Annotated in this window: 26 protein-coding genes, 1 tRNA gene, 2 pseudogenes and 1 riboswitch; of the genes and pseudogenes, 9 read left to right on the top strand and 20 right to left on the bottom strand. The window is 70.2% G+C overall.

What is annotated here, in order from left to right:
- Window positions 1-23: 23 nt before the first annotated feature.
- Both IE136_RS19775 and IE136_RS19770 read right to left on the bottom strand, forming a co-directional pair.
- Window positions 24-362 carry a GroES family chaperonin gene (locus IE136_RS19775; RefSeq protein WP_189600978.1) on the bottom strand — a complete coding sequence of 113 codons (339 nt, stop codon included), beginning with the start codon at window positions 360-362 and terminating at the stop codon, window positions 24-26.
- Between the two features lie 46 nt (window positions 363-408).
- A complete protein-coding gene (locus IE136_RS19770) occupies window positions 409-729 on the bottom strand; it encodes a DUF3618 domain-containing protein (RefSeq protein ID WP_158987674.1) in 321 nt (106 codons plus the stop codon).
- Between the two features lie 122 nt (window positions 730-851).
- Between IE136_RS19770 and bcp the strand changes: the two genes are divergently transcribed.
- The 3 genes from bcp (at window position 852) to IE136_RS19755 (ending at window position 3,063) form a co-directional block, all read left to right on the top strand.
- A complete protein-coding gene (gene bcp, locus IE136_RS19765) occupies window positions 852-1,325 on the top strand; it encodes a thioredoxin-dependent thiol peroxidase (protein ID WP_158987675.1) in 474 nt (157 codons plus the stop codon).
- Between the two features lie 111 nt (window positions 1,326-1,436).
- Window positions 1,437-2,933, top strand: a complete 1,497-nt coding sequence (proP, locus tag IE136_RS19760) for a glycine betaine/L-proline transporter ProP (RefSeq protein ID WP_189600977.1) — start codon at window positions 1,437-1,439, stop codon at window positions 2,931-2,933.
- A 46-nt stretch (window positions 2,934-2,979) separates the two neighbouring features.
- A tRNA-Leu gene (locus IE136_RS19755) sits at window positions 2,980-3,063 on the top strand.
- 80 nt (window positions 3,064-3,143) lie between these two features.
- Here IE136_RS19755 and rdgB read toward each other — a convergent pair.
- From rdgB to IE136_RS19735, 4 genes are all read right to left on the bottom strand, one after another.
- Complete coding sequence (gene rdgB / locus IE136_RS19750; RefSeq protein WP_158987677.1) at window positions 3,144-3,746, bottom strand: RdgB/HAM1 family non-canonical purine NTP pyrophosphatase; 603 nt, start codon at window positions 3,744-3,746, stop codon at window positions 3,144-3,146.
- 112 nt (window positions 3,747-3,858) lie between these two features.
- Window positions 3,859-4,236 carry a hypothetical protein gene (locus IE136_RS19745; protein ID WP_158987679.1) on the bottom strand — a complete coding sequence of 126 codons (378 nt, stop codon included), beginning with the start codon at window positions 4,234-4,236 and terminating at the stop codon, window positions 3,859-3,861.
- 123 nt (window positions 4,237-4,359) lie between these two features.
- Window positions 4,360-5,091 (bottom strand): ribonuclease PH, encoded by a 732-nt coding sequence (rph, locus tag IE136_RS19740; RefSeq protein ID WP_189600976.1) that lies wholly within the window; start codon window positions 5,089-5,091, stop codon window positions 4,360-4,362.
- Between the two features lie 99 nt (window positions 5,092-5,190).
- Window positions 5,191-5,424, bottom strand: coding sequence for a PTS sugar transporter subunit IIB (locus tag IE136_RS19735; RefSeq protein WP_093660495.1), 234 nt, complete (start codon window positions 5,422-5,424; stop codon window positions 5,191-5,193).
- 238 nt (window positions 5,425-5,662) lie between these two features.
- Here IE136_RS19735 and IE136_RS19730 point away from each other — a divergent pair, with 238 nt between their 5' ends.
- Together IE136_RS19730 and IE136_RS19725 are read left to right on the top strand one after the other, a co-directional pair.
- Window positions 5,663-6,928, top strand: a complete 1,266-nt coding sequence (locus IE136_RS19730) for a PTS transporter subunit EIIC (protein WP_189600975.1) — start codon at window positions 5,663-5,665, stop codon at window positions 6,926-6,928.
- Between the two features lie 245 nt (window positions 6,929-7,173).
- Window positions 7,174-8,439, top strand: a complete 1,266-nt coding sequence (locus tag IE136_RS19725) for a PTS transporter subunit EIIC (RefSeq protein WP_158987685.1) — start codon at window positions 7,174-7,176, stop codon at window positions 8,437-8,439.
- Window positions 8,440-8,518: 79 nt separating this feature from the next.
- On the opposite strand, the gene IE136_RS19720 is transcribed toward IE136_RS19725, so the two are convergent.
- Window positions 8,519-9,271, bottom strand: a complete 753-nt coding sequence (locus IE136_RS19720) for an MBL fold metallo-hydrolase (protein WP_189600974.1) — start codon at window positions 9,269-9,271, stop codon at window positions 8,519-8,521.
- Between the two features lie 242 nt (window positions 9,272-9,513).
- Here IE136_RS19720 and IE136_RS19715 point away from each other — a divergent pair, with 242 nt between their 5' ends.
- Window positions 9,514-9,996, top strand: a complete 483-nt coding sequence (locus IE136_RS19715; protein ID WP_189600973.1) for a type II toxin-antitoxin system PemK/MazF family toxin — start codon at window positions 9,514-9,516, stop codon at window positions 9,994-9,996.
- A gap of 39 nt (window positions 9,997-10,035) precedes the next feature.
- On the opposite strand, the gene IE136_RS19710 is transcribed toward IE136_RS19715, so the two are convergent.
- The 7 genes and pseudogenes from IE136_RS19710 to IE136_RS35815 all read right to left on the bottom strand — a co-directional run.
- On the bottom strand, window positions 10,036-10,986 hold the full coding sequence (locus IE136_RS19710) for a PLP-dependent cysteine synthase family protein (RefSeq protein ID WP_158987691.1): 951 nt from the start codon (window positions 10,984-10,986) through the stop codon (window positions 10,036-10,038).
- Between the two features lie 5 nt (window positions 10,987-10,991).
- Window positions 10,992-11,270: a MoaD/ThiS family protein gene (locus tag IE136_RS19705; RefSeq protein WP_158987693.1), complete on the bottom strand. Its 279-nt coding sequence runs from the start codon at window positions 11,268-11,270 to the stop codon at window positions 10,992-10,994.
- Window positions 11,271-11,392: 122 nt separating this feature from the next.
- A complete protein-coding gene (locus IE136_RS36760) occupies window positions 11,393-11,509 on the bottom strand; it encodes a putative leader peptide (protein ID WP_332836496.1) in 117 nt (38 codons plus the stop codon).
- A gap of 44 nt (window positions 11,510-11,553) precedes the next feature.
- Window positions 11,554-12,348: an ABC transporter ATP-binding protein gene (locus IE136_RS19700; protein ID WP_158987695.1), complete on the bottom strand. Its 795-nt coding sequence runs from the start codon at window positions 12,346-12,348 to the stop codon at window positions 11,554-11,556.
- A complete protein-coding gene (locus tag IE136_RS19695; protein WP_189600972.1) occupies window positions 12,345-13,433 on the bottom strand; it encodes a FecCD family ABC transporter permease in 1,089 nt (362 codons plus the stop codon). Before IE136_RS19695 ends, IE136_RS19700 begins: the two co-directional genes overlap by 4 nt.
- On the bottom strand, window positions 13,430-14,398 hold the full coding sequence (locus IE136_RS19690; RefSeq protein ID WP_189600971.1) for an ABC transporter substrate-binding protein: 969 nt from the start codon (window positions 14,396-14,398) through the stop codon (window positions 13,430-13,432). The genes IE136_RS19695 and IE136_RS19690 overlap by 4 nt, the downstream gene beginning before the upstream one ends.
- Window positions 14,399-14,406: 8 nt before the next feature.
- A riboswitch (adenosylcobalamin (AdoCbl) riboswitch) is annotated at window positions 14,407-14,556 on the bottom strand.
- 27 nt (window positions 14,557-14,583) lie between these two features.
- Window positions 14,584-14,852 (bottom strand): annotated as a pseudogene (locus IE136_RS35815) (HD domain-containing protein); the annotation flags it as partial.
- A 3-nt stretch (window positions 14,853-14,855) separates the two neighbouring features.
- Here IE136_RS35815 and IE136_RS36755 point away from each other — a divergent pair.
- A pseudogene (locus IE136_RS36755) lies at window positions 14,856-14,984 on the top strand (AraC family transcriptional regulator); the annotation flags it as partial.
- Between the two features lie 213 nt (window positions 14,985-15,197).
- Here IE136_RS36755 and IE136_RS19680 read toward each other — a convergent pair.
- From IE136_RS19680 to clpS, 4 genes are all read right to left on the bottom strand, one after another.
- Window positions 15,198-15,629 carry a M67 family metallopeptidase gene (locus tag IE136_RS19680; protein ID WP_158987701.1) on the bottom strand — a complete coding sequence of 144 codons (432 nt, stop codon included), beginning with the start codon at window positions 15,627-15,629 and terminating at the stop codon, window positions 15,198-15,200.
- A 76-nt stretch (window positions 15,630-15,705) separates the two neighbouring features.
- Window positions 15,706-17,133, bottom strand: coding sequence for an amino acid permease (locus IE136_RS19675; protein WP_158987703.1), 1,428 nt, complete (start codon window positions 17,131-17,133; stop codon window positions 15,706-15,708).
- 351 nt (window positions 17,134-17,484) lie between these two features.
- A complete protein-coding gene (locus IE136_RS19670; protein WP_158987705.1) occupies window positions 17,485-18,081 on the bottom strand; it encodes a DUF2017 domain-containing protein in 597 nt (198 codons plus the stop codon).
- Window positions 18,081-18,386: an ATP-dependent Clp protease adapter ClpS gene (gene clpS / locus IE136_RS19665; protein ID WP_158987707.1), complete on the bottom strand. Its 306-nt coding sequence runs from the start codon at window positions 18,384-18,386 to the stop codon at window positions 18,081-18,083. The genes IE136_RS19670 and clpS overlap by 1 nt, the downstream gene beginning before the upstream one ends.
- A gap of 102 nt (window positions 18,387-18,488) precedes the next feature.
- On the opposite strand from clpS, the gene IE136_RS19660 reads away from it, so the two are divergent.
- On the top strand, window positions 18,489-19,817 hold the full coding sequence (locus tag IE136_RS19660; RefSeq protein ID WP_158987709.1) for a nicotinate phosphoribosyltransferase: 1,329 nt from the start codon (window positions 18,489-18,491) through the stop codon (window positions 19,815-19,817).
- A gap of 170 nt (window positions 19,818-19,987) precedes the next feature.
- Window positions 19,988-20,605, top strand: coding sequence for a nicotinamidase (locus IE136_RS19655; RefSeq protein WP_158987711.1), 618 nt, complete (start codon window positions 19,988-19,990; stop codon window positions 20,603-20,605).
- Window positions 20,606-20,681: 76 nt separating this feature from the next.
- Here the strand turns inward: IE136_RS19655 and IE136_RS19650 are convergent, their stop codons facing one another.
- Both IE136_RS19650 and IE136_RS19645 read right to left on the bottom strand, forming a co-directional pair.
- Window positions 20,682-20,990, bottom strand: a complete 309-nt coding sequence (locus IE136_RS19650) for a hypothetical protein (RefSeq protein WP_158987713.1) — start codon at window positions 20,988-20,990, stop codon at window positions 20,682-20,684.
- Window positions 20,991-21,114: 124 nt separating this feature from the next.
- Window positions 21,115-23,556 (bottom strand): immune inhibitor A domain-containing protein, encoded by a 2,442-nt coding sequence (locus IE136_RS19645; protein ID WP_189600970.1) that lies wholly within the window; start codon window positions 23,554-23,556, stop codon window positions 21,115-21,117.
- Between the last annotated feature and the right edge of the window lie 156 nt (window positions 23,557-23,712).

Here is a 23,712-nt window from a genome sequence, read left to right as displayed (position 1 = left end):
ACGGGGCCGTCGCCCCACGGGCCCTAGAGGTACAAGCCGGTGGTGTCCTTGGAGCCCTCGAACCGGTCCGCGGCCACCGCGTGCAGGTCGCGCTCCCGCATCAGGACGTACGCGACACCCCGCACCTCGACCTCCGCCCGGTCCTCGGGGTCGTACAGAACCCGGTCCCCGGTCTCGACGGTACGGACGTTCTGACCGACCGCGACGACCTCGGCCCAGGCCAGTCGGCGGCCGACCGCGGCCGTCGCCGGGATCAGGATGCCGCCGCCCGAACGCCGCTCCCCCTCGGGGGAGTCGGTCCGGACCAGGACACGGTCGTGGAGCATCCGGATGGGCAGCTTGTCGTGGGTGTTCTCGCTCACGACTCGAACCTACCTGCCCGGGCGCGTCGCCCGTACCCGGGAGGGGTCATCCCCTGCGCTTGCGGGCCGAGACCGCGAGCAGCCCGACGAGGGCCACGGCGACGAGTGCCACCGGGACCACCCTCTCCAGACGCGGCGCGCCGTCCTCGGTCGTGAAGCGGGCCTTCACGTCGGACACGGTCCGGTTGACGGCGACGAAGGCGCGCCCGGCGGTCTGGTCGACCGTGGAGGCGACCCTCGCCTTGGCGTCCCCGACGATCGTCTTGGGGTGTACTCGAATGCCGATCTCGTCGAGAGTGACGGCGAGCTGCTCGCGCCGGCGGACGATGTCCGCCTCGATCTGCGCAGGGGTCCTGGCGTCCGACACCGCGCTGCCTCCGTAGTCGTAATCGGTCGTTGACGGTCAGTCTCTCAGCTTCGCGGTCCGCAGGTCGTCCCCGACCCCCATTAGGCTCTTCTGGCGTACGCACACATCCTCCGAGGAGAGCCATGAGCGAGCGACTTCAGCCCGGTGACACCGCCCCCGCCTTCACCCTGCCCGACGCGGACGGCAACGAGGTCTCGCTCGCCGACCACAAGGGCCGCAAGGTCATCGTCTACTTCTACCCGGCGGCGCTGACCCCGGGCTGCACGAAGCAGGCCTGCGACTTCACCGACAACCTGGACGTGCTGGCCGGCGCCGGTTACGACGTGATCGGCGTGTCGCCGGACAAGCCGGAGAAGCTGGCGAAGTTCCGTGAGAAGGAGTCGCTGAAGGTCACTCTGGTCGGGGACCCGTCGAAGGAGGTCCTGGAGGCCTACGGCGCCTTCGGCGAGAAGAAGCTGTACGGCAAGACCGTGACGGGCGTGATCCGCTCGACCGTGATCGTCGACGAGGACGGCAAGGTCGAGCGCGCCCTCTACAACGTGAAGGCGACCGGCCACGTCGCCAAGATCCTCAAGGACCTGAAGATCCAGGACTGAGGTCCTTCCCGCACGTGACGACGGTCCCACGTCCGGGGACTTTCGTTTGCGAACGGCATGACCGTGCAGATGTTCCTCTTGGAGTTCAGCCCCGAGAAAGGACGTACGGTCATGTCGGCCACCGACCGCGACAACGCGGCCGACCCCGATGCCCGCAGGCGCCACCCGCGGCTGTTCAGGGCCATCACCCGGCGGCAACAGCCCAGGCTGCGGCGATCGGACATCACGGTGACCGACGAGGCGGCGGTCAGGCGGGCCGTGAAGGCGGCCTCTCTCGGCAATGCCATGGAGTGGTTCGACTTCGGCATCTACGCATATCTCGCCGTCACCCTCGGCCATGTCTTCTTCCCGTCCGGGAACGACACGGTCCAGCTGCTGTCCTCGTTCGCCACCTTCGCGGTCGCGTTCCTGATCCGCCCCCTGGGCGGCATGGTCTTCGGCCCGATGGGAGACCGGATCGGCCGCAAGAAGGTCCTGGCACTGACCATGATCCTCATGGCGGTGGGCACCTTCGCGATCGGCCTGATCCCGTCGTACGCCTCGATCGGCTTCTGGGCGCCGGTCCTGCTGGTCTTCTTCCGGATGCTCCAGGGGTTCTCCACGGGCGGCGAGTACGGCGGCGCCTCGACCTTCATCGCCGAGTACGCGCCCGACCGGCGCCGCGGCTTCTTCGGGAGCTTCCTGGAGCTCGGCACCCTCGCCGGCTACGTCGGCGCGGCCGGACTGGTCACGGCCCTCACCGCCTGGCTCGGCTCCGACGCGATGGAGGCCTGGGGCTGGCGTGTGCCGTTCTTGGTGGCCGGTCCGCTGGGCCTGGTCGGCCTCTATCTGCGGATGCGGCTCGACGAGACGCCCGCCTTCCGGAAGCTGGAGAACGAGTCGGCGCGCGCCTCGGAGGCCGCGGACGCGGTGGAGACCTCGGCGAAGGGGGATCTGGCCAGGATCTTCCGGCAGCAGTGGCCGACGCTGATCCTGTGCGTCGCGCTGGTGGGCGCGTACAACATCACCGACTACATGCTGCTGTCGTACATGCCGACGTACCTCTCCGACGAACTCGGCTACAGCGAGACGCACGGTCTGCTCGTCCTGCTGCTCGTGATGGTCTTCCTGATGCTGATCGTCACTCAGGTGGGGCGGCTGAACGACCGGTTCGGGCGCAAGCCGGTGCTGATGGCGGGCATGCTCGGGTTCCTCTTCCTCTCGCTGCCGGCGTTCCTGCTGATCGGCCAGGGCGGCGTTCCGGCGATCACGGCGGGCACACTGATGCTCGGCCTGTCGCTGGTCTGCATGCTCGGCACCATGTCGGCGGCGCTCCCGGCGCTCTTCCCGACCGATGTCCGCTACGGCTCCCTCTCGGTCGGCTACAACCTCTCGACCTCGCTCTTCGGCGGCACGACGCCGCTCGTCATCACCGCCCTGATCGGCGCGACCGGCAGCAATCTGATGCCCGCGTACTACGCGATGGGCGCGGCGCTCGTCGGGGTGGTCGCGGTGGCCTGCATGAAGGAGACCGCGCAGCGTCCCCTGGAGGGCTCGCCGCCCTCTGTGGAGACGCCGGAGGAGGCGGCGGAGCTGGTGCTGGCCCAGACGCCGGAGCCGAAGTTCTGAGGCTCCCGCCCGCCCCCCGGGGCCGCCTACTACGATGGGCGCGCACGCGGCCGTGGTGGAACTGGCAGTCACGCTGGGTTTAGGTCCCAGTGGGGTAACACCCGTGAGGGTTCGAGTCCCTCCGGCCGCACGGCATGCGGAAGGGCCGCACTCTCTGGACGGGGTGCGGCCCTTCTCGCGTGCGGGGGGCGGGGCTTCCGGCGGGGTCGCTCAGCCCAGGAGCTCCCGTACGACAGGGACCAGGGCCCTGAAGGCCTTTCCGCGGTGGCTGATCGCGTTCTTCTCCTCCGGGGAGAGCTGGGCGCACGTCACCTCGTATCCGTCCGGCTGGAGGATCGGGTCGTAGCCGAAGCCGTTCGTGCCGATCGGCTCGTGGCGGAGGATGCCGGGCATGCGGCCCTCGACGACGCGTTCCGTGCCGTCGGGGAGGGCGAGGGCCGCCGCGCAGGCGAACTGGGCGGCGCGGTGGGTGTCGTCGATGTCGGCGAGCTGGGCCAGGAGGAGCTCCAGGTTCGCGCGGTCGTCGCCGTGGGTGCCGGACCAGCGGGCCGAGAAGATGCCGGGGGCGCCGCCGAGGACGTCGACGCAGAGGCCGGAGTCGTCGGCGACGGCGGGGAGGCCGGTGGCCCGGGCCAGGGCGTGCGCCTTGAGGAGGGCGTTCTCGGCGAAGGTGACGCCGGTCTCCTTGACGTCGGGGACCTCCGGGTAGGCGTCCGCGCCGACGAGGTCGTGGGGCAGGCCTGCGTCGGCGAGGATCGCGCGGAGCTCGGTGATCTTTCCGGCGTTGCGGGTGGCGAGGATCAGACGGGTCATGGGTCCGATTATCCGTGGCCGACGGGGCGGCCGGAGGTGACCGGTGCCGGGCAGCTGCTGGGGGTGTCTTGTGGATCAGGCCGGAGCCCGGCAAGCAAGATCCACAAGCCGCCTAACCGGGGGTGCAGACCTTGCCGATCTCGGTGGCGGCGTCGGTGATCGGCTTGATGTCCGGGGTGGTGTCGCCCTCCTTGACGGCCGTACGGACGGATTCGACGCCCTTGGTGAGGTCGTCGACGGCCTTGGAGAGGTCGGCGTTGTCGGTGGTGTCCTGGAGCTTGTCGAGCTCGGTGGAGATGTCGTTCAGGGCCTCGTTGAGCTGCGTCGGGTCGTTGGAGGCGCTGGACGCGGCCTGCTGGAGCCTGTCGACGCTGGTGGCTATCGCGTCGGCGGTGGCGACGCAGTCCATCGCCTTGTCGAGGGCTCCGCAGCCGACGAGGGTGGTGAGCGCGGCGGCCGTGGCCACGGCGAGTGCGAGACGGCTCTTCAAGGTCGGGTCCTCCCCTGGTGTACGGAACGGGCGCACGGTTCGGACCGTGCGCCCGTGTTGTCGAGGACGCCGCGCGGGGCGCCCCCGGTTGCCCGGCGCGTCAGGGCGCCGGGCGACGGAGCGTCAGAGCGTGCCTTCGAGGGCCTTGCGCTGGATGTCGGCCAGCTCCGCGCAGCCACCGGAGGCCAGGTCGAGGAGCGCGTTGAGCTCCTTGCGGTCGAAGGGCTCGGCCTCGGCGGTGCCCTGGACCTCGACGAAGCGGCCGTCGCCGGTGCAGACGACGTTCATGTCGGTCTCGGCGCGGACGTCCTCCTCGTAGCAGAGGTCGAGGAGGGGGACGCCGTCGACGATGCCGACGGAGACGGCGGCGACGGTGCCGGTGAGGGGCTTGCGGCCGGCCTTGACGAGCTTCTTGGCCTGGGCCCAGGCGACGGCGTCGGCGAGGGCGACGTACGCGCCGGTGATGGCGGCCGTGCGCGTGCCGCCGTCGGCCTGGAGGACGTCGCAGTCGAGCACGATGGTGTTCTCGCCGAGCGCCTTGTAGTCGATGACGGCGCGCAGGGAGCGGCCGATGAGGCGGGAGATCTCGTGGGTGCGGCCGCCGATCTTGCCGCGGACGGACTCCCGGTCGCCGCGGGTGTTGGTGGAGCGCGGCAGCATCGAGTACTCGCCGGTGACCCAGCCCTCTCCACTGCCCTTGCGCCAGCGAGGGACGCCCTCGGTCACAGAGGCGGTGCAGAAGACCTTGGTGTCGCCGAAGGAGACGAGGACGGAGCCCTCGGCGTGCTTGCTCCATCCGCGTTCGATGGTGACGGGGCGGAGCTGTTCGGGGGTACGGCCGTCGATACGAGACATGTATCGAGCCTATCCGTACATGGAGGAGGGCCCGTTCCCCTGCCGGAACGGGCCCTGCCTCAGGTGAGCGCGGGGCTCACACCATGCCTCACGGCACTCTCACATCATGTCTTCGATGTCGGCGGCGATCGGGTCGGCGTCGGTGCCGATGACGACCTGGATCGCGGTGCCCATCTTCACGACGCCATGGGCGCCGGCGGCCTTGAGCGCGGCTTCGTCCACCTTGGAGGGGTCGACGACCTCGGTGCGCAGGCGGGTGATGCAGCCCTCGACCTCTTCGATGTTGTCGATGCCGCCGAGCCCGGCGACGATCTTCTCAGCCTTGCTGGCCATGTGTGTCTCTCCCTGTCCGTTCCGTTTGGAGAACGTGAGTCCCGGCGCACCGAAGGTCCGCTTTGTCACGGTAACCCACGGTTGGCCCAACTTCGCGAGCGGGTGCCCTGGTTCTGCCGAAGGATGACGATCACCGGCGCCCTGCCCTCAACGGGCCCCGGGGAGCCTATCGCAACTGGTCTACACCAGTGTGCAACGTAAGCCGGGCCCGGCTTGTTCCGGGGCAGGGAGGAAGCCGATGAGTAGCGACAGCGCCGCCGCCGCGCCGCGCGGGAACCGGCGGAACAGCCTCTTCCAAGGGCTCCAGAAGGTCGGCCGCAGCCTCCAGCTCCCCGTCGCCGTGCTGCCGGCGGCCGGCCTGCTCGTCAGTCTGGGCAATCTCTTCTCCGCCTATCTGCACGGCGCCTTCTGGGACAAGACCTCCGCGGTGCTGCTCCAGGGCGGCACTGCGATCCTGGACGGTTCCTTCGGCCTGCCCCTTCTCTTCTGCATCGGTGTCGCGATCGGCTTCGCCAAGAAGGCGGACGGCTCCACGGCGCTCGCCGCGGTGGTCGGCTTCCTCGTCTACTTCAACGTCCTGAAGGCCTTCCCGCGCGAAGGCACGGTGACGGCGGACGTTCCGGAAGGCGTGCCGCAGAACCCGGGCGTGCTCGGCGGCATCCTGATCGGCCTGCTCACCGCGGTCATCTGGCAGCGCTTCCACCGGACCAAGCTGGTCGACTGGCTGGGCTTCTTCAACGGCCGCCGCCTCGTCCCGATCATGATGGCGTTCCTCTGCGTCGTACTCGGCGTGCTGTTCGGGCTGCTCTGGGAACCGGTCGGCGACGCCCTGACCTGGTTCGCGAAGCAGCTGATCGACCTCGGGGCATGGGGCGCGGCCATCTTCGGTGTCGCCAACCGGCTGCTGATCCCGATCGGCATGCACCAGTTCCTGAACACGTTCTTCTGGTTCCAGGCCGGCGAGTTCACGAAGCCGGACGGCACCGTCGTCCAGGGCGACCTGACCCGCTTCTTCGCCGAGGACCCGACCGCGGGCCAGTTCATGTCGGGCTTCTTCCCGATCATGATGTTCGGCCTTCCGGCCGCCGCGCTGGCCATCGCGCACACCGCCCGCCCCGAGCGCCGCAAGGAGGTGACGGGCCTGATGATCTCCGTCGCCCTCACGTCGTTCGTCACCGGCGTGACCGAGCCGCTGGAGTTCTCCTTCATGTTCGCCGCGCCACTGCTGTACGGCGTGCACGCGCTGCTCACGGGCGCGTCGATGGCGATCACCTGGGCGCTCGGGGTGCACGCGGGCTTCAGCTTCTCGGCCGGACTGATCGACTACGTCGTCAACTGGCACCTCGACACCAAGCCCTGGCTGATCATTCCCATCGGGCTCGGCTTCGCCGTCGTCTACTACGTGGTCTTCCGCTTCGCGATCACGAAGTTCGACATCCCGACTCCGGGGCGGGAGCCGAAGGAAGTCGAGGAGGAGATGGAGCGGGACACCACGAAGCCGTGACCGCGCCCCCGCTTCGAAGGTCGACAAGGCCCCCGGACCTCAGGTCCCGGGGCCTTCGTCGTTCACATTCCGCTATGGCGCGGGCACGCAGAATTCGCAGGTTCCTTATCTAAGTCTCACGTGCTAAAACTGGTCTACACCACTCATTGGTGTAGACCACGCGGTCCAGTCCACCGCGTTCCCTGACGCCGCCGTCACCCCCGTTTTCCTGTCCTCTGGCGGCGCCGTGCCCACTGGAGGAAGTTGTGTCCACGGCTAGCGCCGCTCCCGCGGCCGACAAGAAGAAGGGCGCGGGCGCGATGGCTGTCATGCAGCGCATCGGCCGCAGCCTCATGCTGCCGGTCGCGGTGCTGCCCGCCGCCGCGCTCCTGGTGCGTTTCGGCCAGCCCGACATGCTCGGCAGGGAGTCGTTCCCGACCTTCGTCACCAAGATCGCCGGCTACATGGCCGCCGGTGGCGGCGCCCTGCTCGACAACATGGCGCTGCTCTTCGCCGTCGGCATCGCGATCGGTTTCGCCAAGAAGTCCGACGGCTCCACCGCGCTGGCCGCCGTCGTCGGCTACCTGGTCTTCAAGGCCGTTCTCGGCACCTTCACGGACAGCAGCCTGCCCAAGAAGGAAGCCATAGTCGACGGCAAGATCGTCATGGTGGAGCAGGCGGTCGACGCCAAGGTGCTCGGCGGCGTGGTCATGGGCATCATCGTGGCGCTGCTCTACCAGCGCTTCTACCGCACCAAGCTGCCCGACTGGGCGGGCTTCTTCGGCGGCCGCCGTCTCGTCCCGATCCTGTCCGCCTTCGCCGGTCTGCTCGCCGGCATCGTCTTCGGGCTGATCTGGCCGTGGCTCGGCTCGGGCCTGCACTGGTTCGGTGAGAGCCTGGTCAACTCCGGCGCCGTCGGCGCGGGCATCTTCGGTGTCGCCAACCGCGCGCTGATCCCGGTCGGCATGCACCACCTGCTGAACTCCTTCCCCTGGTTCCAGGCCGGCTCGTACGAGGGCAAGAGCGGCGACATCGCCCGCTTCCTCGCCGGTGACCCGACCGCCGGACAGTTCATGACCGGCTTCTTCCCGATCATGATGTTCGCCCTCCCGGCGGCCTGCCTCGCGATCGTGCACTGCGCCCGGCCGGAGCGCCGCAAGGTCGTCGGCGGCATGATGTTCTCCCTCGCGCTGACCTCCTTCGTCACCGGCGTGACCGAGCCCATCGAGTTCACCTTCATGTTCATCGCGCCGGTGCTCTACGCGATCCACGCGGTCCTGACCGGTGTCTCCATGGCGCTGACCTGGGCTCTGGGCATGCGGGACGGCTTCGGCTTCTCCGCCGGCGCGGTGGACTTCCTGCTCAACCTGGGCATCGCGTCCAACCCGTGGGGCCTGGCACTGGTCGGCCTGTGCTTCGCGGCGGTCTACTACGCCGTCTTCCGTTTCGCGATCATCAAGTTCAACCTGCCGACGCCGGGCCGCGAGTCCGACGAGGAACTCGCCGAGCTGCAGAAGGCCGAGGCGAAGTAAGCCCGGACGCCGTAAGGCCGACGCCGTTAGACCGAAGCCCCTGCCCTTCACCGAGGGCAGGGGCTTCGGCCGTCCGTCGTCAGATCTCGTAGACCGCGCCCGGCCGTGCCAGCTCCGCGGGGCCGTCGTACACCGCCCGGGCGTCCGCCAGGTTCTGGGCGCCGTCCGTCCACGGGGGGATGTGGGTCAGGACCAGGCGGCCCACCCTGGAGCGGGCCGCCTCGGCCCCCGCCTCGCGGCCGTTGAGGTGGAGCGCCGGGATGTCCTCCTTGCCGTGGGTGAAGGAGGCCTCGCACAGGAACAGATCGGCGCCGACCGCGAGTTCGTGCAGCGCGTCGCAGACTCCCGTGTCGCCGGAGTACGTGAGCGAACGGCCGCCGTGCTCGATCCGGATGCCGTACGCCTCCACCGGATGGCAGACCTTCTCCGTACGGACGGAGAACGGGCCGACCTGGAAGGAGCCCGACTTCAGCGTCCGGAAGTCGAAGACCTCGCTCATCGCCTTGTCCGACGGCGAGTCCGCGTAGGCCGTGGTCAGCCGCTGCTCCGCGCCCTCGGGGGCGAAGACCGGGATCGCCTCGCAACGACCGCCCTCGTGGCGGTAGTAGCGCGCGACGAAATATCCGCACATGTCGATGCAGTGGTCGGCGTGGAGGTGGCTGAGGAAGATGGCGTCGAGGTCGTACAGACCGATGTGGCGCTGCAGCTCGCCCAGGGCGCCGTTGCCCATGTCGAGGAGCAGCCGGAAGCCGTCGGCCTCTACGAGGTAGCTCGAGCAGGCCGATTCCGCGGACGGGAACGACCCGGAGCAGCCGACGACGGTGAGCTTCATGGAGCGTGAACCTCCGTGGAAGGGTGTCCGTGGACGGTGCGGGACAGTCGCTGGGGAGACGCTGAGGGGTCCTGAGGGGTCCTGAGAGGGAGGTCGTGCGATCTGACGAGCGTAAGGCGCGGGGGGCTCCGTCGCTCCTCCGCATCGGCCCGTTGTGGGCGAACTCACGGGCTCTGTCACCGGTTCGGATGGACCTGGGGCGGGTGGGCGCGGGGTGCGGCCCGCCGGTAACGTCATGGGGTATGGACACGTCATGGTGGCCGGCCGTGCTCGCGGTCGTGGTGCTCGCGCTGGTCGTCGCGCTCGCGGACAGCCGGCAGCGCTCGCGACGGCGCCCCCGGGACCGGACCCGGCCGCCCGGACGGCCCGCCGCCCCGGGACGGACTCCGACCCGGACGCCGGGGCGGGCGCCCGCGCGGCTCCCCCGGTCGGGCGAGATCTGGTGGGCGGACGTGCCCTACGAGGACGGCCCCGGCTCCAAGGACCGGCCGTGCCTGGTCCTCTCGCTGCGGGGTGACCACGCGCTGGTCGCGAAGATCACCAGCAAGTACCACGACGAGCGGCCGGGAGTGATCGCGCTGCCGCCGGGCTCCGTCGGGGACGCGCACGGACGGCCGAGCTTCCTGGAGACGGACGAGCTGCGGGAGGTACCGGTGGGCGAGTTCCGCCGGAGAGTGGGAACGGCGGACCCGGTCGTGTGGGACCAGGTCCGCCATCTGTCGTAGATCCCTCGAACAGGGAGAGGGACGGGGACAGGTCGGGCGCTACGCCCAGAGCTGGCCCTGGAGCGTCTCGATGGCCTCTTCCGTCGTGGCCGCCGTGTAGACGCCGGTCGACAGGTACTTCCAGCCGCCGTCCGCGACGAGGAAGGCGATGTCCGCGCTCTCGCCCGCCTTCACGGCCTTGTTGCCGACCCCGATCGCCGCGTGCAGCGCCGCGCCCGTCGAGACGCCCGCGAAGATGCCCTCCTGCTGGAGGAGTTCCCGGGTACGGGTCACGGCGTCGGCCGAGCCGACCGAGAAGCGGGTGGTGAGGACCGAGGCGTCGTAGAGCTCGGGGACGAAGCCCTCGTCCAGGTTCCGCAGCCCGTACACCAGGTCGTCGTAGCGCGGTTCGGCGGCGACGATCTTGACGCCCGGCTTGTGCTCGCGCAGGTAGCGGCCGACGCCCATGAGCGTGCCGGTGGTGCCCAGACCCGCCACGAAGTGGGTGATCGAGGGCAGGTCGGCGAGGATCTCGGGGCCGGTGGTGGCGTAGTGGGCGCCCGCGTTGTCCGGGTTGCCGTACTGGTAGAGCATCACCCACGTGGGGTTCTCCGCCGCCAGCTCCTTGGCGACCCGTACCGCCGTGTTCGACCCGCCCGCCGCCGGGGACGAGATGATCTCCGCGCCCCACATGGCGAGCAGCTGGCGGCGCTCCTCGCTGGTGTTCTCCGGCATCACGCAGACGATCTTGTAGCCCTTGAGCCGGGCGGCCATGGCCAGCGAGATGCCGGTGTTGCCGCTGGTGGGCTCCAGGATCGTGCAGCCGGGGGTGAGCCGGCCGTCCTTCTCCGCCTGCTCGATCATGTGGAGCGCGGGCCGGTCCTTGACGGAGCCGGTGGGGTTGCGGTCCTCCAGCTTCGCCCAGATGCGGACGTCGTCCGAGGGCGAGAGCCGGGGCAGGCGGACCAGGGGCGTGTTGCCGACCGCCGCCAGCGGGGAGTCGTAACGCATCTGGATCAGACCATGCCGCCGGCGACGGCCGGCAGGATCGTGACGCTGTCGCCGTCGGTGAGCTCGGTGTCGATGCCGTTCAGGAAGCGCACGTCCTCGTCGTTGAGGTAGACGTTGACGAAGCGGCGCAGCTTGCCGTCGTCCACGATGCGGGCCTCGATGCCGGGGTGGCGCGTCTCCAGGTCGGTGAAGAGCTTGGCGAGGGTCTCCCCGCTGCCCTCGACGGCCTTCTCACCGTCGGTGTAGGTGCGGAGGATGGTCGGGATGCGGACCTCGATGGCCATGGCGTGGGCTCCTGTCGGGAGTGGCGTGGTGGGGGGCGCGGCGTGGGCCCCCGCGCGAGGGGGGTCGTACTGGGAAATGCGCTCGGGCCGGCGGATCGGTGCTTCGGTGCTTCGATCGGTGCTCAGAGCGCAGCGCGGGACGTACACATCGCGCTGGCGAGGCGGCACAGGTCGACGTGCAGACGGGCCACGAGCAGGGGTGTGCCCGGCGTCTGTTCGCTCACGTCATGGGAAACCATGCGGTCATCGTATCGATTCCCGGTCCGGGTTCCGGAATGTGATCTCACATGGCGGACAGATCGTGCTCGACAGGCGGACCGGGCAGGTAGAGGACGGTCGGTGTGCCGGTCGTCGGATGGGGGATGACCTCGGCCGCGACCCCGTAGACGGCCGCGAGCAGGGCCGGGGTGAGGACCTCCCCGGGCGGCCCCTCGGCGACGACCCGGCCGCGTTCCAGGACGTAGAGACGGTCGCAGTGGGCGGCGGCGAGGTTGAGGTCGTGCAGGGCGAGGATGTTAGTGGTGCCCCGTGCGCCCAGTCGGCGGGCGAGGCCGAGGACGTCCAGCTGGTGGCGGATGTCGAGGTGGTTGGTCGGCTCGTCGAGGACCAGCAGGGCCGGGTCCTGGACGAGGGCCCGGGCCACCAGGGCGCGCTGGCGCTCGCCGCCGGAGAGGGTGGGGTACGGGCGGTCGGCGAGCTCGGCGACGCCGACGCGGGTCAGCGCCCGCTCGACCCGCGCCCGGTCCTCTGCGGTGTCCGTCTCCCAGAAGCGTTTGTGCGGGGAGCGGCCGAGGGCCACCACTTCGCGGACGGTCAGTTCGAACTCGGACGAGCTGTCCTGCGGCACGCCGGCGATCCGCCGGGCGCGCGCCTTGGGGGTGAGGGTGTGCAGGTCGTCCCCGTCGAGGAGGGCCCGGCCGGAGGTGGGGGTGAGGATTCCCTGGACGCAGCGCAGCAGGGTCGTCTTGCCGCTGCCGTTGGGGCCAACGAGCCCGACGGTCTCGCCCGGACGCGCGGTGAGATCGACCTCGCGCAGCCTGGTCCCGTACGAGAGGGCCTCGAGGCGCAGTTCGGTCATACCGGGCTCCCTTCGGCGCGGCGGCGCATGAGCCAGAGGAAGAACGGGCCGCCGGTCAGTGCGGTGAGGACGCCGACGGGGATGTCCTGCGGCGCGGCGACCGTACGGGCCGCGAGGTCGGCGAGGACCAGGGCGAGCGCGCCGCCGAGAGCGGCGACCGGCAGCAGGCGGCGGTGCGGGGCGCCGACGGCCATCCGGGCGGCGTGCAGGACCATCAGGCCGACGAAGCCGACGGCCCCGCTGGCCGCGACCATGACGGCGGTGACCAGCGACGCGAGGACGAAGACGGCGGCGCGGAAACGTGCGGTGTCCAGGCCGAGGACGGTCGCGCCCTCCTCTCCGACGAGGAGCAGGTCGAGGGGGCGGGCGAGGGTGAGCAGGGCCGCGATGCCCAGGGCGAGGACGACCGCCGGCAGGGCGAGGGTGTCCCAGCGGGCGCTGCCGAGGCCGCCGAGGGACCAGAACATCGCCTCCTGGAAGTGCTCGGGCCGCCCGGCGAGCACGAGGAGCAGGGTGGTGAGGGCGGCCAGGATGTACGAGACGGCGACGCCGGCCAGGACGAGCCCGGCGCCGGTCATCGTGGCGCCCCTGCGGGCCAGGGCGTAGACGAGGACCAGGGCGAGCAGGGCCCCGGCGAAGGCCCCGGCCGGCAGGGCGACGGCCGAGGTGATCCCGACGCCGCCACCGACGCCGAGGACCAGGACGAGGACGGCTCCGGCGGAGGCCCCGGAGGAGATCCCCAGCAGGAAGGGGTCGGCGAGGCGGTTGCGGACCAGGGCCTGCAGGACGGCGCCGACGACGGCGAGTCCGCCGCCCACGACCGCGCCGAGCAGGACCCGGGGCAGCCGGACGTCGAGGACGATCGTGCGGTACGGGGAGGGGGCGGCGCGGCCGGTGAGGATCGGGACGACCTCGCCCACGGGTATCCGTACGGACCCGAGGGCGACGCCGGCGACGACCGCGACCGCCAGGGCGACGAGGAGGCCGGTGACGACGAGGCCGTACCGGGTGGCCGGTGACCGGCCGGCGGAGGGCCGGGTGGCCGGTGACCGGGTGGCGGAGGACCCGGCGGCGGGCGCCTTCACCGTGCCGGGTGGAGCTGGGCGGCCAGCTTCTGGACGGCGGCCGGGACGCGGACGCCGAGGACAGCGTCGGAGAGGGGCAGGACGGCGAACCGCCGGTTCCTGACCGCCGGGACGTCCTTGAGGGCCGGGTCCTCCAGGAGGCGCTTCTTCTTCTGCTCGACGGTCGTGGCGCCGTAGTCGTAGATGACGATCACCTCGGGCGCGCGGGCGACGACCTGCTCCCAGGTCGCGTCGCCGAAGGGCTTGTCGAGGTCGGCGAAGACGTTGCGGCCGCCGGCGCGGCTGATCAGCTCGTTGCCGATGCCCTTGCCGCCGGCCGTGAACGCGGTCTTGTCGCCGCTGTCGTAGACGAAGACGGAGACCGGCCGCTCGCCGCGCACCGTGCGTTCCGTCCGCGCGACCGTCTCCCTCGCCCGCGTCGTCCAGGTCGCGGCGCGCTCCGGGACGCCGAAGGTCCGGGCGACCTCGTCGACCTCCCGGTAGAGGTCGACGAGCGAGGAGGCGCCGGAGGGGCAGTACTCCATGTTGAGGCGGGTGTCGACGCCGGCGGCCTTCAGGTCGTCCCGGCTCCGGCCGGCCTTCGCGTCGAACGCGGAGCCGTAGCCCCCGTAGACGAAGTCCGGGTTCACGGCGAGCAGCGCCTCCTTGGAGGGGTACTCCTTCGCGAGCACCGGCACCGTGTCGTACGCCTTCTTGTACGCGGGGAGGATCCGGTCGTCCAGGTAGGCCGTGCCGACCAGGGACTTCTCCAGGCCGAGCGCCAGCATGACCTCGGTGACGTGCTGGTTCATGGTCACCGCCCGCTGGGGCGGGGCCTGGTAGGTGGTGGTCACACCGCAGTTGGCGACGGTGTACGGAAATCCCGGTGCGGCCTTCCCGGAGGGAGCGGGGGCCGGGGCCGCGCAGGCGCCGAGCAGCGGGACGAGGACGGCGGCGGGCAGCACGGAACGGCGGCGCCAGATCATGACGGACGGGCCTCCTGACGGGGATTTCCACGTCCCCGGTCGGTGGTGAGAGGCGGCAGGTCAGTTCCTGGCTTCCGTCCCCTGGGGGACGGTCACAGTGGCGGGACCGTGCCGGATTCGCACCGGCTTCCTGGGTCCTGCCGCCCTGATGTCCGGTCAGTCTGTCAGCCCGGGTCCGGTGCCCCTCACTCGGGCCAGGCGGATCCGCGAACGGTCTGCACGAAGTCGCCGGGACGGAAGCCGGGACGAAGCGCCGCAGCACGTCCGCCTTCGACGTTGCCGAACGTCGTCTCCGGCCGGGGCGCGATCCCCTCCGTGAAGGCCTGGAGGATCCGGCGCTTGAAGTCGGGGCGCGGGTGCAGGGCGACGATCGCGGCCCGGTCCTCGGGCGCGACGACGGCCGGGTCCTCGCAGCCGATGCCAGGACGTCGTACTCCACGCCCGCCGTCACCATCCGGTGGTCCGCCCGCTGCTCGACGCGGTGGCGGCGGATCCGGGGGCGGACCACAGCGGGCCGGCGGTCGCGGGGCGGGCGGGGGTGAGCGCCCGGCATCTGGCCCGGCTGTTCCGTGAGCAGATCGGGGCGACGCCCGCCGCCCACGTGGAGCGGGTACGGGTGGAGGCGGCCCGGCTCCTGCTGGAGGGCGGGGGCGGGCGTCACGGGCGCGGCGGCGCGCAGCGGGCTCGGCAGCGACGAGAGCCTGCGCAGGGCGTTCGTCCGGCATTTCGGGGTGACACCCTCCGCGCACCTCGCCCGCTTCCGTACGAGCGCGAGCCCGAGCACGAGCGCGGCGGGTGCTCAGGCCTCCACGTAGGCCTCGACGACCTGGACCTCTTCCTCGGTGACGACGCCCTCGACGATGCTGAAGGAGCGGAACTGGAAGGGTCCCGCGCCGTCGGTGTCGGCCGTGGAGACCAGGACGTAGTGCGCGGCGGGCTCGTTCGCGTACGAGATGTCCGTACGGGACGGGTAGGCCTCGGTCGCCGTGTGCGAGTGGTAGATGACCACGGGCTCCTCGTCCCGGTCGTCCATCTCGCGGTACAGCTTGAGCAGATCGGCCGAGTCGAACTCGTAGAACGTGGGCGAGCGCGCGGCGTTCAGCATCGGAATGAACCGCTCGGGGCGGCCGCTGCCCACCGGGCCCGCGACCACGCCGCAGGCCTCGTCGGGGTGGTCCGCGCGGGAGTGTTCCACGATCTGGTCGTACAGGGCCCGTGTGATGGTCAGCATGTCCGACAGGATAGACAGACGGGCCGTCCCGTACCGAGGAGTGGTACGGGACGGCCCGAATGGTGGGACGAGCGCGTCAGGAACGCTTGGCGAAGGCCGCACCCTCGGGGTTGCGGGACTTCAGCACCAGGTAGGCGACGCCCAGGATCAGGCCCCAGACCGGCGCGCAGTAGAGCGCGGTACGGGCACCCTCGTCGATGCCCATCATCACGATGACCATGCCGATGAAGAGGAGCGCGAACCAGCTGGTGTACGGGGCTCCCGGGGCCTTGAAGGTGGACTCGGGGAGCTCGCCGCGGTTCGCCTTGGCGCGGTAGCGGATCTGGCAGACCAGGATCATGATCCAGGCCCACATGCCGGAGATGGTGGCGAAGGAGACGACGTACTCGAAGGCCTTGCCGGGGGCGACGTAGTTGATCCAGACGCCGACGAGCATCAGCGCGGCCGAGAAGGTCAGGCCGAGCAGCGGGGTGCCGTTCTTGGTGAGCCGCGTGAAGACCTTCGGGCCCTGGCCGTTGAGCGCGAGGTCGCGCAGCATGCGGCCGGTGGAGTACATGCCCGAGTTGCAGGAGGACAGCGCCGCGGTCAGCACCACGAAGTTGACGATGGCGGCGCCGACGCCGAGGCCCATCTGCTCGAAGGCGGCGACGAAGGGCGAGACACCCGGCTTGAAGTGCGTCCACGGGACGACCGACAGGATCATGATCAGCGCGCCGACGTAGAAGACGGCGATGCGCCACGGCACGGTGTTGATCGCCTTGGGCAGGACCGTCTTCGGGTCCTTGGACTCGCCGGCGGTGACGCCGACCAGCTCGACCGCGAGGAAGGCGAACATGACGATCTGCAGGGTCATCAGCGTGTTGCCGATGCCGGTCGGGAAGAAGCCGCCCTGGTCCCACAGGTGGGTCACGGAGGCGGTGTCGCCGGCGTCGGAGAAGCCGATGGTGAGGATGCCGGCGCAGATCAGGATCATGCCGATGATGGCGGTGACCTTCACCATGGAGAACCAGAACTCCAGCTCACCGAAGAGCTTCACGGAGATCAGGTTGGCGCCGTAGAGGATGACGGTGAAGACCAGCGCCGAGATCCACTGCGGGATGTTCCACCAGTACGTCATATAGGTGGCGGCGGCGGTGACCTCGGTGATGCCGGTGACGACCCAGAAGAGCCAGTACGTCCAGCCGGTCACGAAGCCCCAGAAGGGGCCGATGAACTCACGGGCGTACTCCGCGAAGGAGCCCGACACCGGGCGGTACATGAGCAGCTCGCCCAGGGCCCGCATGATGAAGAAGATGACCAGGCCCGCGATGGCGTAGGCGAGGATCAGGCTGGGGCCGGCCTTGGCGATGGCTTTGCCCGCGCCGAGGAAGAGGCCGGTGCCGATGGCGCCGCCGATCGCGATCATCTGGATCTGCCGGGCGCCGAGGCCACGCTGGTAGCCCTCGCCGCCGCCCACGGCCCCGTCGGTGCCGTCGTGTTCCTTGTCGACCTGCACTGAGGTCATGGTGGTGCGCCTTTCTCCATGCTGATCCGCGCCGACTGCGTCTGCTGCGGGTCAGGTCCTGATCCCCCCGGATGTGGATGGAGTGCTACCGGCGGTCAGCCGGCCGAAGCGCCCCCGGGGACAGGGGTGGCGTCCCCGGGCGGTCGTGAAGATTTATCACGGGGGAAACAGTGATCGGGGGACGTGAATGTGGCGCACACCACAGGAAGAAGCGGACAAAGAGGGCCCAACACAGCAAGGCAGAAGACTTTGGTGACGTATTCGTTATCCGGATTTGAGCGTCCGCTGAGCGAACGGGGAACAACGGAAAGACGTCACCGGAGTCACACCGGATCCGGCGGGGAGACGCGGCTACGGCATCAGCGTCTCGACGAGGGATTCCTGCAGCGCGCCGAGCCAGAGGTACGCCATCACCATCGGCTTGCGGGGATCGGAGTCCGGCAGCCGGTACAGCTCGCCGCCCTCGTCCTCGTCGGTGACCTCCAGGCGGGTCCCGATCGTCAGCCGCAGGTCGTTGAGCGCGCCGAGCCAGGCCCGGGACTCGTCCGCGGTGAGCTTGAGGACCACCCCGCCCTCGCCGGGCGAGGAGAACGTGTCCAGGGAATCCAGGGAGTCCAGGGAACGGATCACCGCGAGGGCGTCCCCCCTCTTGCGGGCCCGCAGGTCGTTCTCGGTGAAGCGGCGGAAGTCGGCCGCCGCCGCCCGCAGCTCCTCGTCCTCGTCGCCGTACGCGTCGGGGAAGAGCCGCTTGAGCGCCGGGTCGCTCGGCGCCTCGCTCGGCCCCTCGGCGAAGAGGGCGGCCAGCGGGTCCTCGCCCTCGACGGGCTCGTCGCCCGGGCCGATCAGCTCCAGGAGCTGGACGGCGAGGGAGCGGAGGATGGAGACCTCGACCTCGTCGAGCGCCACGGCCGCGCCGCCGCCCGGCAGCGCCTCGAAGTGCCCGGACATCAGCCGCGGTCCTGCGACAGCGTCGCCCACAGGCCGTAGCCGTGCATCGCCTGCACGTCCCGTTCCATCTCCTCACGCGTGCCGCTGGAGACCACCGCGCGGCCCTTGTGGTGCACGTCGAGCATCAGCTTGTGCGCCTTGTCCTTGGAGTAACCGAAGTACGCCTGGAAGACGTAGGTCACATAGCTCATCAGATTGACCGGATCGTTGTGCACGAGGGTCACCCAGGGCACGTCCGGTTCGACGACCGCCTGGTTCTCCTGGGCCGATTCCGTACGTTCGATCTCAATTGGCGCGACGCTCACTCAGCCCATGCTGCCACCCGGAGCGGCCCGTCGCACAAACGGGGCGCACGCGCGGCGATAGAAATCGTCACTCTGACGAGTATTCGGGGTAGCATCGCTGACATGAACGCTGCGGACCTTGGGCTGCCGGTGGACGTGCCGTCGACCGCGCTCTTCACCGATCAGTACGAGCTGACCATGCTGCAGGCGGCCCTCAGGGCCGGCACCGCGGACCGGCGCTCCGTCTTCGAGGTCTTCACCCGCCGGCTGCCCGAGGGGCGGCGCTACGGCGTGGTGGCGGGCATCGGGCGGGTCCTGGACGCGGTCGAGAACTTCCGCTTCGACCCGGGCGTCCTCGGCTTCCTGCGCGAGCGGGACATCGTCGACGAGCCGACGCTCCAGTGGCTCGCGGGCTACCGCTTCTCGGGGGACATCTGGGGTTACCCCGAGGGCGAGGTGTACTTCCCCGGCTCCCCCATCCTGCGGGTCGAGGGCTCCTTCGCCGAGTGCGTGCTCCTGGAGACCGTGATCCTTTCGATCCTCAACCACGACTCGGCCATCGCGGCGGCGGCCTCCCGGATGTCGGCCGCGGCCGGCGGCCGGCGGCTGATCGAGATGGGCGCCCGGCGCACCCACGAGCTGGCGGCCGTCGCCTCCGCGCGAGCGGCGTACGTCGGCGGCTTCGACTCCACCTCGGACCTCGCGTCCGGCTTCCGCTACGGCATCCCGACCGTCGGCACCTCGGCGCACGCGTTCACCCTGCTGCACGACAGCGAGCGGGACGCGTTCCGGGCCCAGGTCGACTCGCTGGGCAGTGGTACGACGCTGCTCGTCGACACCTACGACGTGACCGAGGCCGTCCGTACCGCGGTCGAGGTGGCCGGCAAGGACCTCGGAGCGGTGCGGATCGACTCCGGGGACCTGCTGCTCGTGGCGCACCGGGTGCGGCAGCAGCTCGACGAGCTGGGCGCGAAGGGCACCAAGATCGTCGTCACCTCGGACCTGGACGAGTACGCCATCGCCTCCCTGGCGGCTGCGCCGGTCGACGCGTACGGGGTGGGGACGCAGCTGGTGACCGGCAGCGGGCACCCGACCTGCTCGATGGTCTACAAGCTGGTCGCCCGCGCCCAGTCGGCCGACCCGAAGGCGCCGCTGACCCCGGTGGCGAAGAAGTCGGTGGGCGGCAAGGCGTCGGTGGGCGGCCGCAAGTGGGCGGCCCGGCGGACCGACGAGGACGGCGTGGCGGAGGCGGAGGTCGTGGGCACGGGCCCGGTGCCGCCGGAGCTCGCCGACCGCCAGCTCCTCGTCGAGCTGGTCAAGGGCGGCGACGTGGTGGCCCGGGAGCCGCTGGAGGCGGCGCGGGAGCGGCACATCGCGGCGCGGGCCGGGCTGCCGATGTCGGCGATGCAGCTGTCGCGGGGTGAGCCGGTGCTGCCGACGGAGTACGTGTGAGGGGACGTGTGAAGAGACGTATGCGGAGCATGTGCACGGAGGCACGCACGGCGTATCCATAACGCCGCGAAAGGCCCCCTCCCGAAGGGAGGGGGAAGTCTCTAGGCTCGATGCCATCCCCGAGCGACCTCACCCGCCGCCCGCTTCCCGCCCACCGAAGGACACAGGCCATGCACCGCGCATTGATCGTCGTCGACGTTCAGAACGACTTCTGCGAGGGCGGCAGCCTCGCGGTGACGGGGGGCGCGGACGTCGCCGCCGCCATCACCGACCTGGTCGGCGAGGCGGCGGGCGCCGCCTATCAGCACGTCGTGGCCACCCGCGACCATCACGTCGACCCGGGCGAGCACTTCGCGCCGGAGGGCCAGGCGCCCGACTACGTCACCTCCTGGCCGGTGCACTGCGTCGCCGGCACCGAGGGCGTCGGCTTCCACCCGAACTTCGCCCCCGCCGTCGCCTGCGGGGCGATCGAGGCCGTCTTCGACAAGGGCGCCTACGAAGCGGCGTACAGCGGCTTCGAAGGGCGGGACGAGAACGGCCTGACGCTCGCGGAGTGGCTGCGGGAGCGGGACGTGAGCGAGGTCGACGTGGTCGGCATCGCGACGGACCACTGCGTACGGGCGACGGCGCTGGACGCGGCCCGCGAGGGGTTCCGTACGCAGGTCCTGCTGGACCTCACCGCCGGAGTGGCGAAGGAGACGACGGAGCGGGCCCTGGAGGAGCTCCGGGCCGCCGGCGTCGAGCTCACCGGCAAGCCAGTGGTCGCCTCGGTCGTGTCCGGAAAGTAGCGCCCTCTGCCCGTAGGCCAGGCGGGACTTCACGGACACGGCCTGGGCGGTCCGGCGGTCTCCGGCCCCTGCGCGCCTACGCGGCGGGGCGGGGCAGGGCGCGGACCGGGTGCCAGAGTTCCTGGGCCGTGACCGGGGTCGATCTCCACAGGAGGCCGTCCGGGTGGTGCAGGACCGCGGTGATCTCGTCCGGGGTGGGCGGCTCCGCGTTGCCCCGGAGGTACACCGCCCGCAGGCCCAGGTTCCGCAGGCGGGTCAGGGCGCGTGCCCGGTTGGCGGCGTGGACCAGGAAGCGGACCGTCGCGCCGTCGTCCGCCGGACTCGGCAGCCCTATCGCGACGACCACGCTGCCACCTGGCAACTTGCAGAAACCTCCACCGGGCATGCCGGAACCACTCCCCCTGTGAGCTTGCTGTCAATAAGGACTCGGTCAGACGCACCTAAACACGATCGGCCGCCGCCCGCTAGAGGGCGACGGCCGATCGCGCTTTGACCTGCGACGATGCGAACTACTTCGTCGACGGACCCACCTGGACGGTGATCGTCTGGCCGTTCTTCGGCTCCTTGACGACCGCGATCTTGGTGTTGGTGTCAGTTACCTGGACACCGGCGCGCTCGGTCTCCTTGAACCAGTACGTGCCCTTGCGGTCGTCGAAGACCGGGTTGCCGGCCTGCGACCTGATCCACACCGGCACGTCCGCCTTGTGGAGCTGGAAGGCGTCGGTCCGGTAGGTGCCGAACGGGGCGTCGTGGGACTGGACGCGGTTGCGCATCAGGGTCCCGTCGGTCCACTTCAGCGGCGTCGGGTGCGCGTCGACCGGCAGGATCAGGCCCTGGCCCGGGTGGACGGCCGTGTTGTTGTCCTTCTGCGAGGTGTCCCACAGCCAGACGAGCAGACCGTTCTGGTACGGGTAGTGCTCGACCCAGCTCGCCTTGTCACCCGCGAAACCGAAGTTGTACGGGCCGACCTTGAGGGTCGCGTCATAGGAGACGTACTGGCGGTTCTCCGCGAGGTAGTACTGCTCGTACTCCCTCGTGAAGCCCTTGCCGATCCGCGAGAAGCCCTTGGCCGTCCAGCCGTTGTCACCGTTCTCGACGTTGTCCGAGAAGACGGTGGCGCCGTCGGCGGTCAGCGTGATGGCGTCGGCCGCGAAGCCCTTGCCGCCCGCGCCGCCGTCCGTCTGGTAGCGGAAGCGGAGGTCGAACTTCTTGCCGGCGTAGGCGTCCAGGCCGAACACGAGGTTCTTGTACGCGCCGGAGACGTCGGTCAGCGCCGGGGCGCCGCTCGCGTCGCGCGGCAGCGGCTTGCCGTCGGCCGTGCCGTCGAGCGCGGTCCAGTTGGCGCCGCCGTCCGTCGACACCTCGGTGTAGAGGTAGTCGTAGTCCAGCTCGATGTCGTACCAGCCCTTGAGCTCAAGGGTGGCCTTCGACTTGCCGGTGAGGTCGACCGAGCGGGTCAGGGTGTTCTTGAGGTCGTCACCCATGTCGCTCCACCACTGCGTGGCACCCTCGGCGGGCGCGACGACATCGGTGGTGACCTTCTTCTTCGGCAGCTCGACGACGAGCGCCTGCGGGTTCTTGGTGTTGTACTCGGCCACGCCCAGCTTGTGGGTGGACTTCGTACCGCGCTGCTCGTTGCTCACCTTGGTGTAGTTGAGCCAGCCGAGCTGCAGCTTGTCCCAGGCGGTCATGTCGCCGGGCAGGTCGCCGATGGAATCCTTGCCCTGGCCGAGCCAGGAGCCGGAGGACATCAGGGACCAGAAGCCGGTCGAGTTCTCGGCACCGGGCTTGCCGGAGGTGTCGTACAGGTCCGGCAGACCGAGGTCGTGACCGTACTCGTGGGCGAAGACGCCGAGGCCGCCGTTCTCCGGCTGCATCGTGTAGTCGCCGACCCAGATGCCGGTGTCGCCGATCTGCGTACCACCGGACTTGTTGTGCGCCGGGCCGGTCTTGCCGGCGTCGGTGCCGTACGCGTACCAGCGGTGGGCCCACAGGGCGTCGCCGCCCTGGGCGCCGCCGCCCGCCGACTCGTCCTCGCCCGCGTGGACGATCTGGAAGTGGTCGATGTAGCCGTCGGCCTCGTTGAAGTTGCCGTCGGCGTCGAAGTCGTAGCGGTCCCACTGGTCGTACTGCGCCATGTCGGCCTTGATCTGGGCGTCGGTGCGCCCCTTGGCCTTCTGGTCGGCGACCCACGCGGTGACACCGTCGCGGACGGCGTCCCACACGTTGGCGCAGTTGCTGTTGCCGCAGTAGTTCGAGCCGTAACGGGCCTCGTTGTACTCGACCTTGACCCAGTCCGAGACGCCGCCCTCGACCGAGTACCGGCCGGAGGAGGTCTTCTCCATGTAGGTCTTCAGCGACTGCTTGGGCTGTCCCTTGGCGTCCTTGCCGGTGCCGAAGTACAGGTCCTGGAAGTGCTGCTGGTCGTAGTCCTTCTGCCAGGCCGTGGAGTTGTCCTTCGCACGGTCCGGCTCGGCTATCTGGTTGTGCAGCGGACCGGGCGTGCCGCCGAACTTCGGCTTCAGCTCGTCCGTCTCGTCGTCGGCGCGGTTCACCAGGGTGGTGGTGTCCACCTTGTCGCCGAACTCGACGAGGATCGTGAAGATCTTGTCGGTCTTCTCCCGGCCCAGCTCGACGTACTTCTTGCTGTCGAGCTTGACGACCTGGGAACCTCCGCGGCGCTCGACCTTGGTCTCGCCGCTCAGGACCTGCTCGAGGGCGGCCTGGCGCTGCTGCTCCTGCTGCTTGCTGTAGGGCCCCTCGAGGTCGTGGTCGACCGCCGTCTTGTCGGCGTGGTCGTGGCCCGCCGGGTCATGGCGCTCGATGCCCGCCGGCGCGTTCGGCCCCTTGTTCTCGGCCCAGGCGGTGGTGAAGGTCGAGGCGGTGGCGGCGGTGGCCGCGAGCGCCACGACGACTGCGGACGCTCTGATCGCCCGTCGTCTGTTGGTCACTTGATGTTGTCCTCCCCGGCGCCCGCGCCCACGGACCGGAGGTGGGGTGTCCGCTGCGGGGTCGCGCGTCACAAGTGACGACATTCGACCGGAGATACCAGAGAAAAGACAGATCTTGACTTGAACAGACCAACTACACTATGCAGGAGCGCGTTT

This window comes from Streptomyces lateritius (assembly GCF_014649715.1).
Classification (GTDB): Bacteria; Actinomycetota; Actinomycetes; order Streptomycetales; family Streptomycetaceae; genus Streptomyces; species Streptomyces lateritius.
The sequence above is the reverse complement of the archived record's forward strand: the minus strand, read 5'-3'. Positions and strand labels throughout refer to the sequence as shown.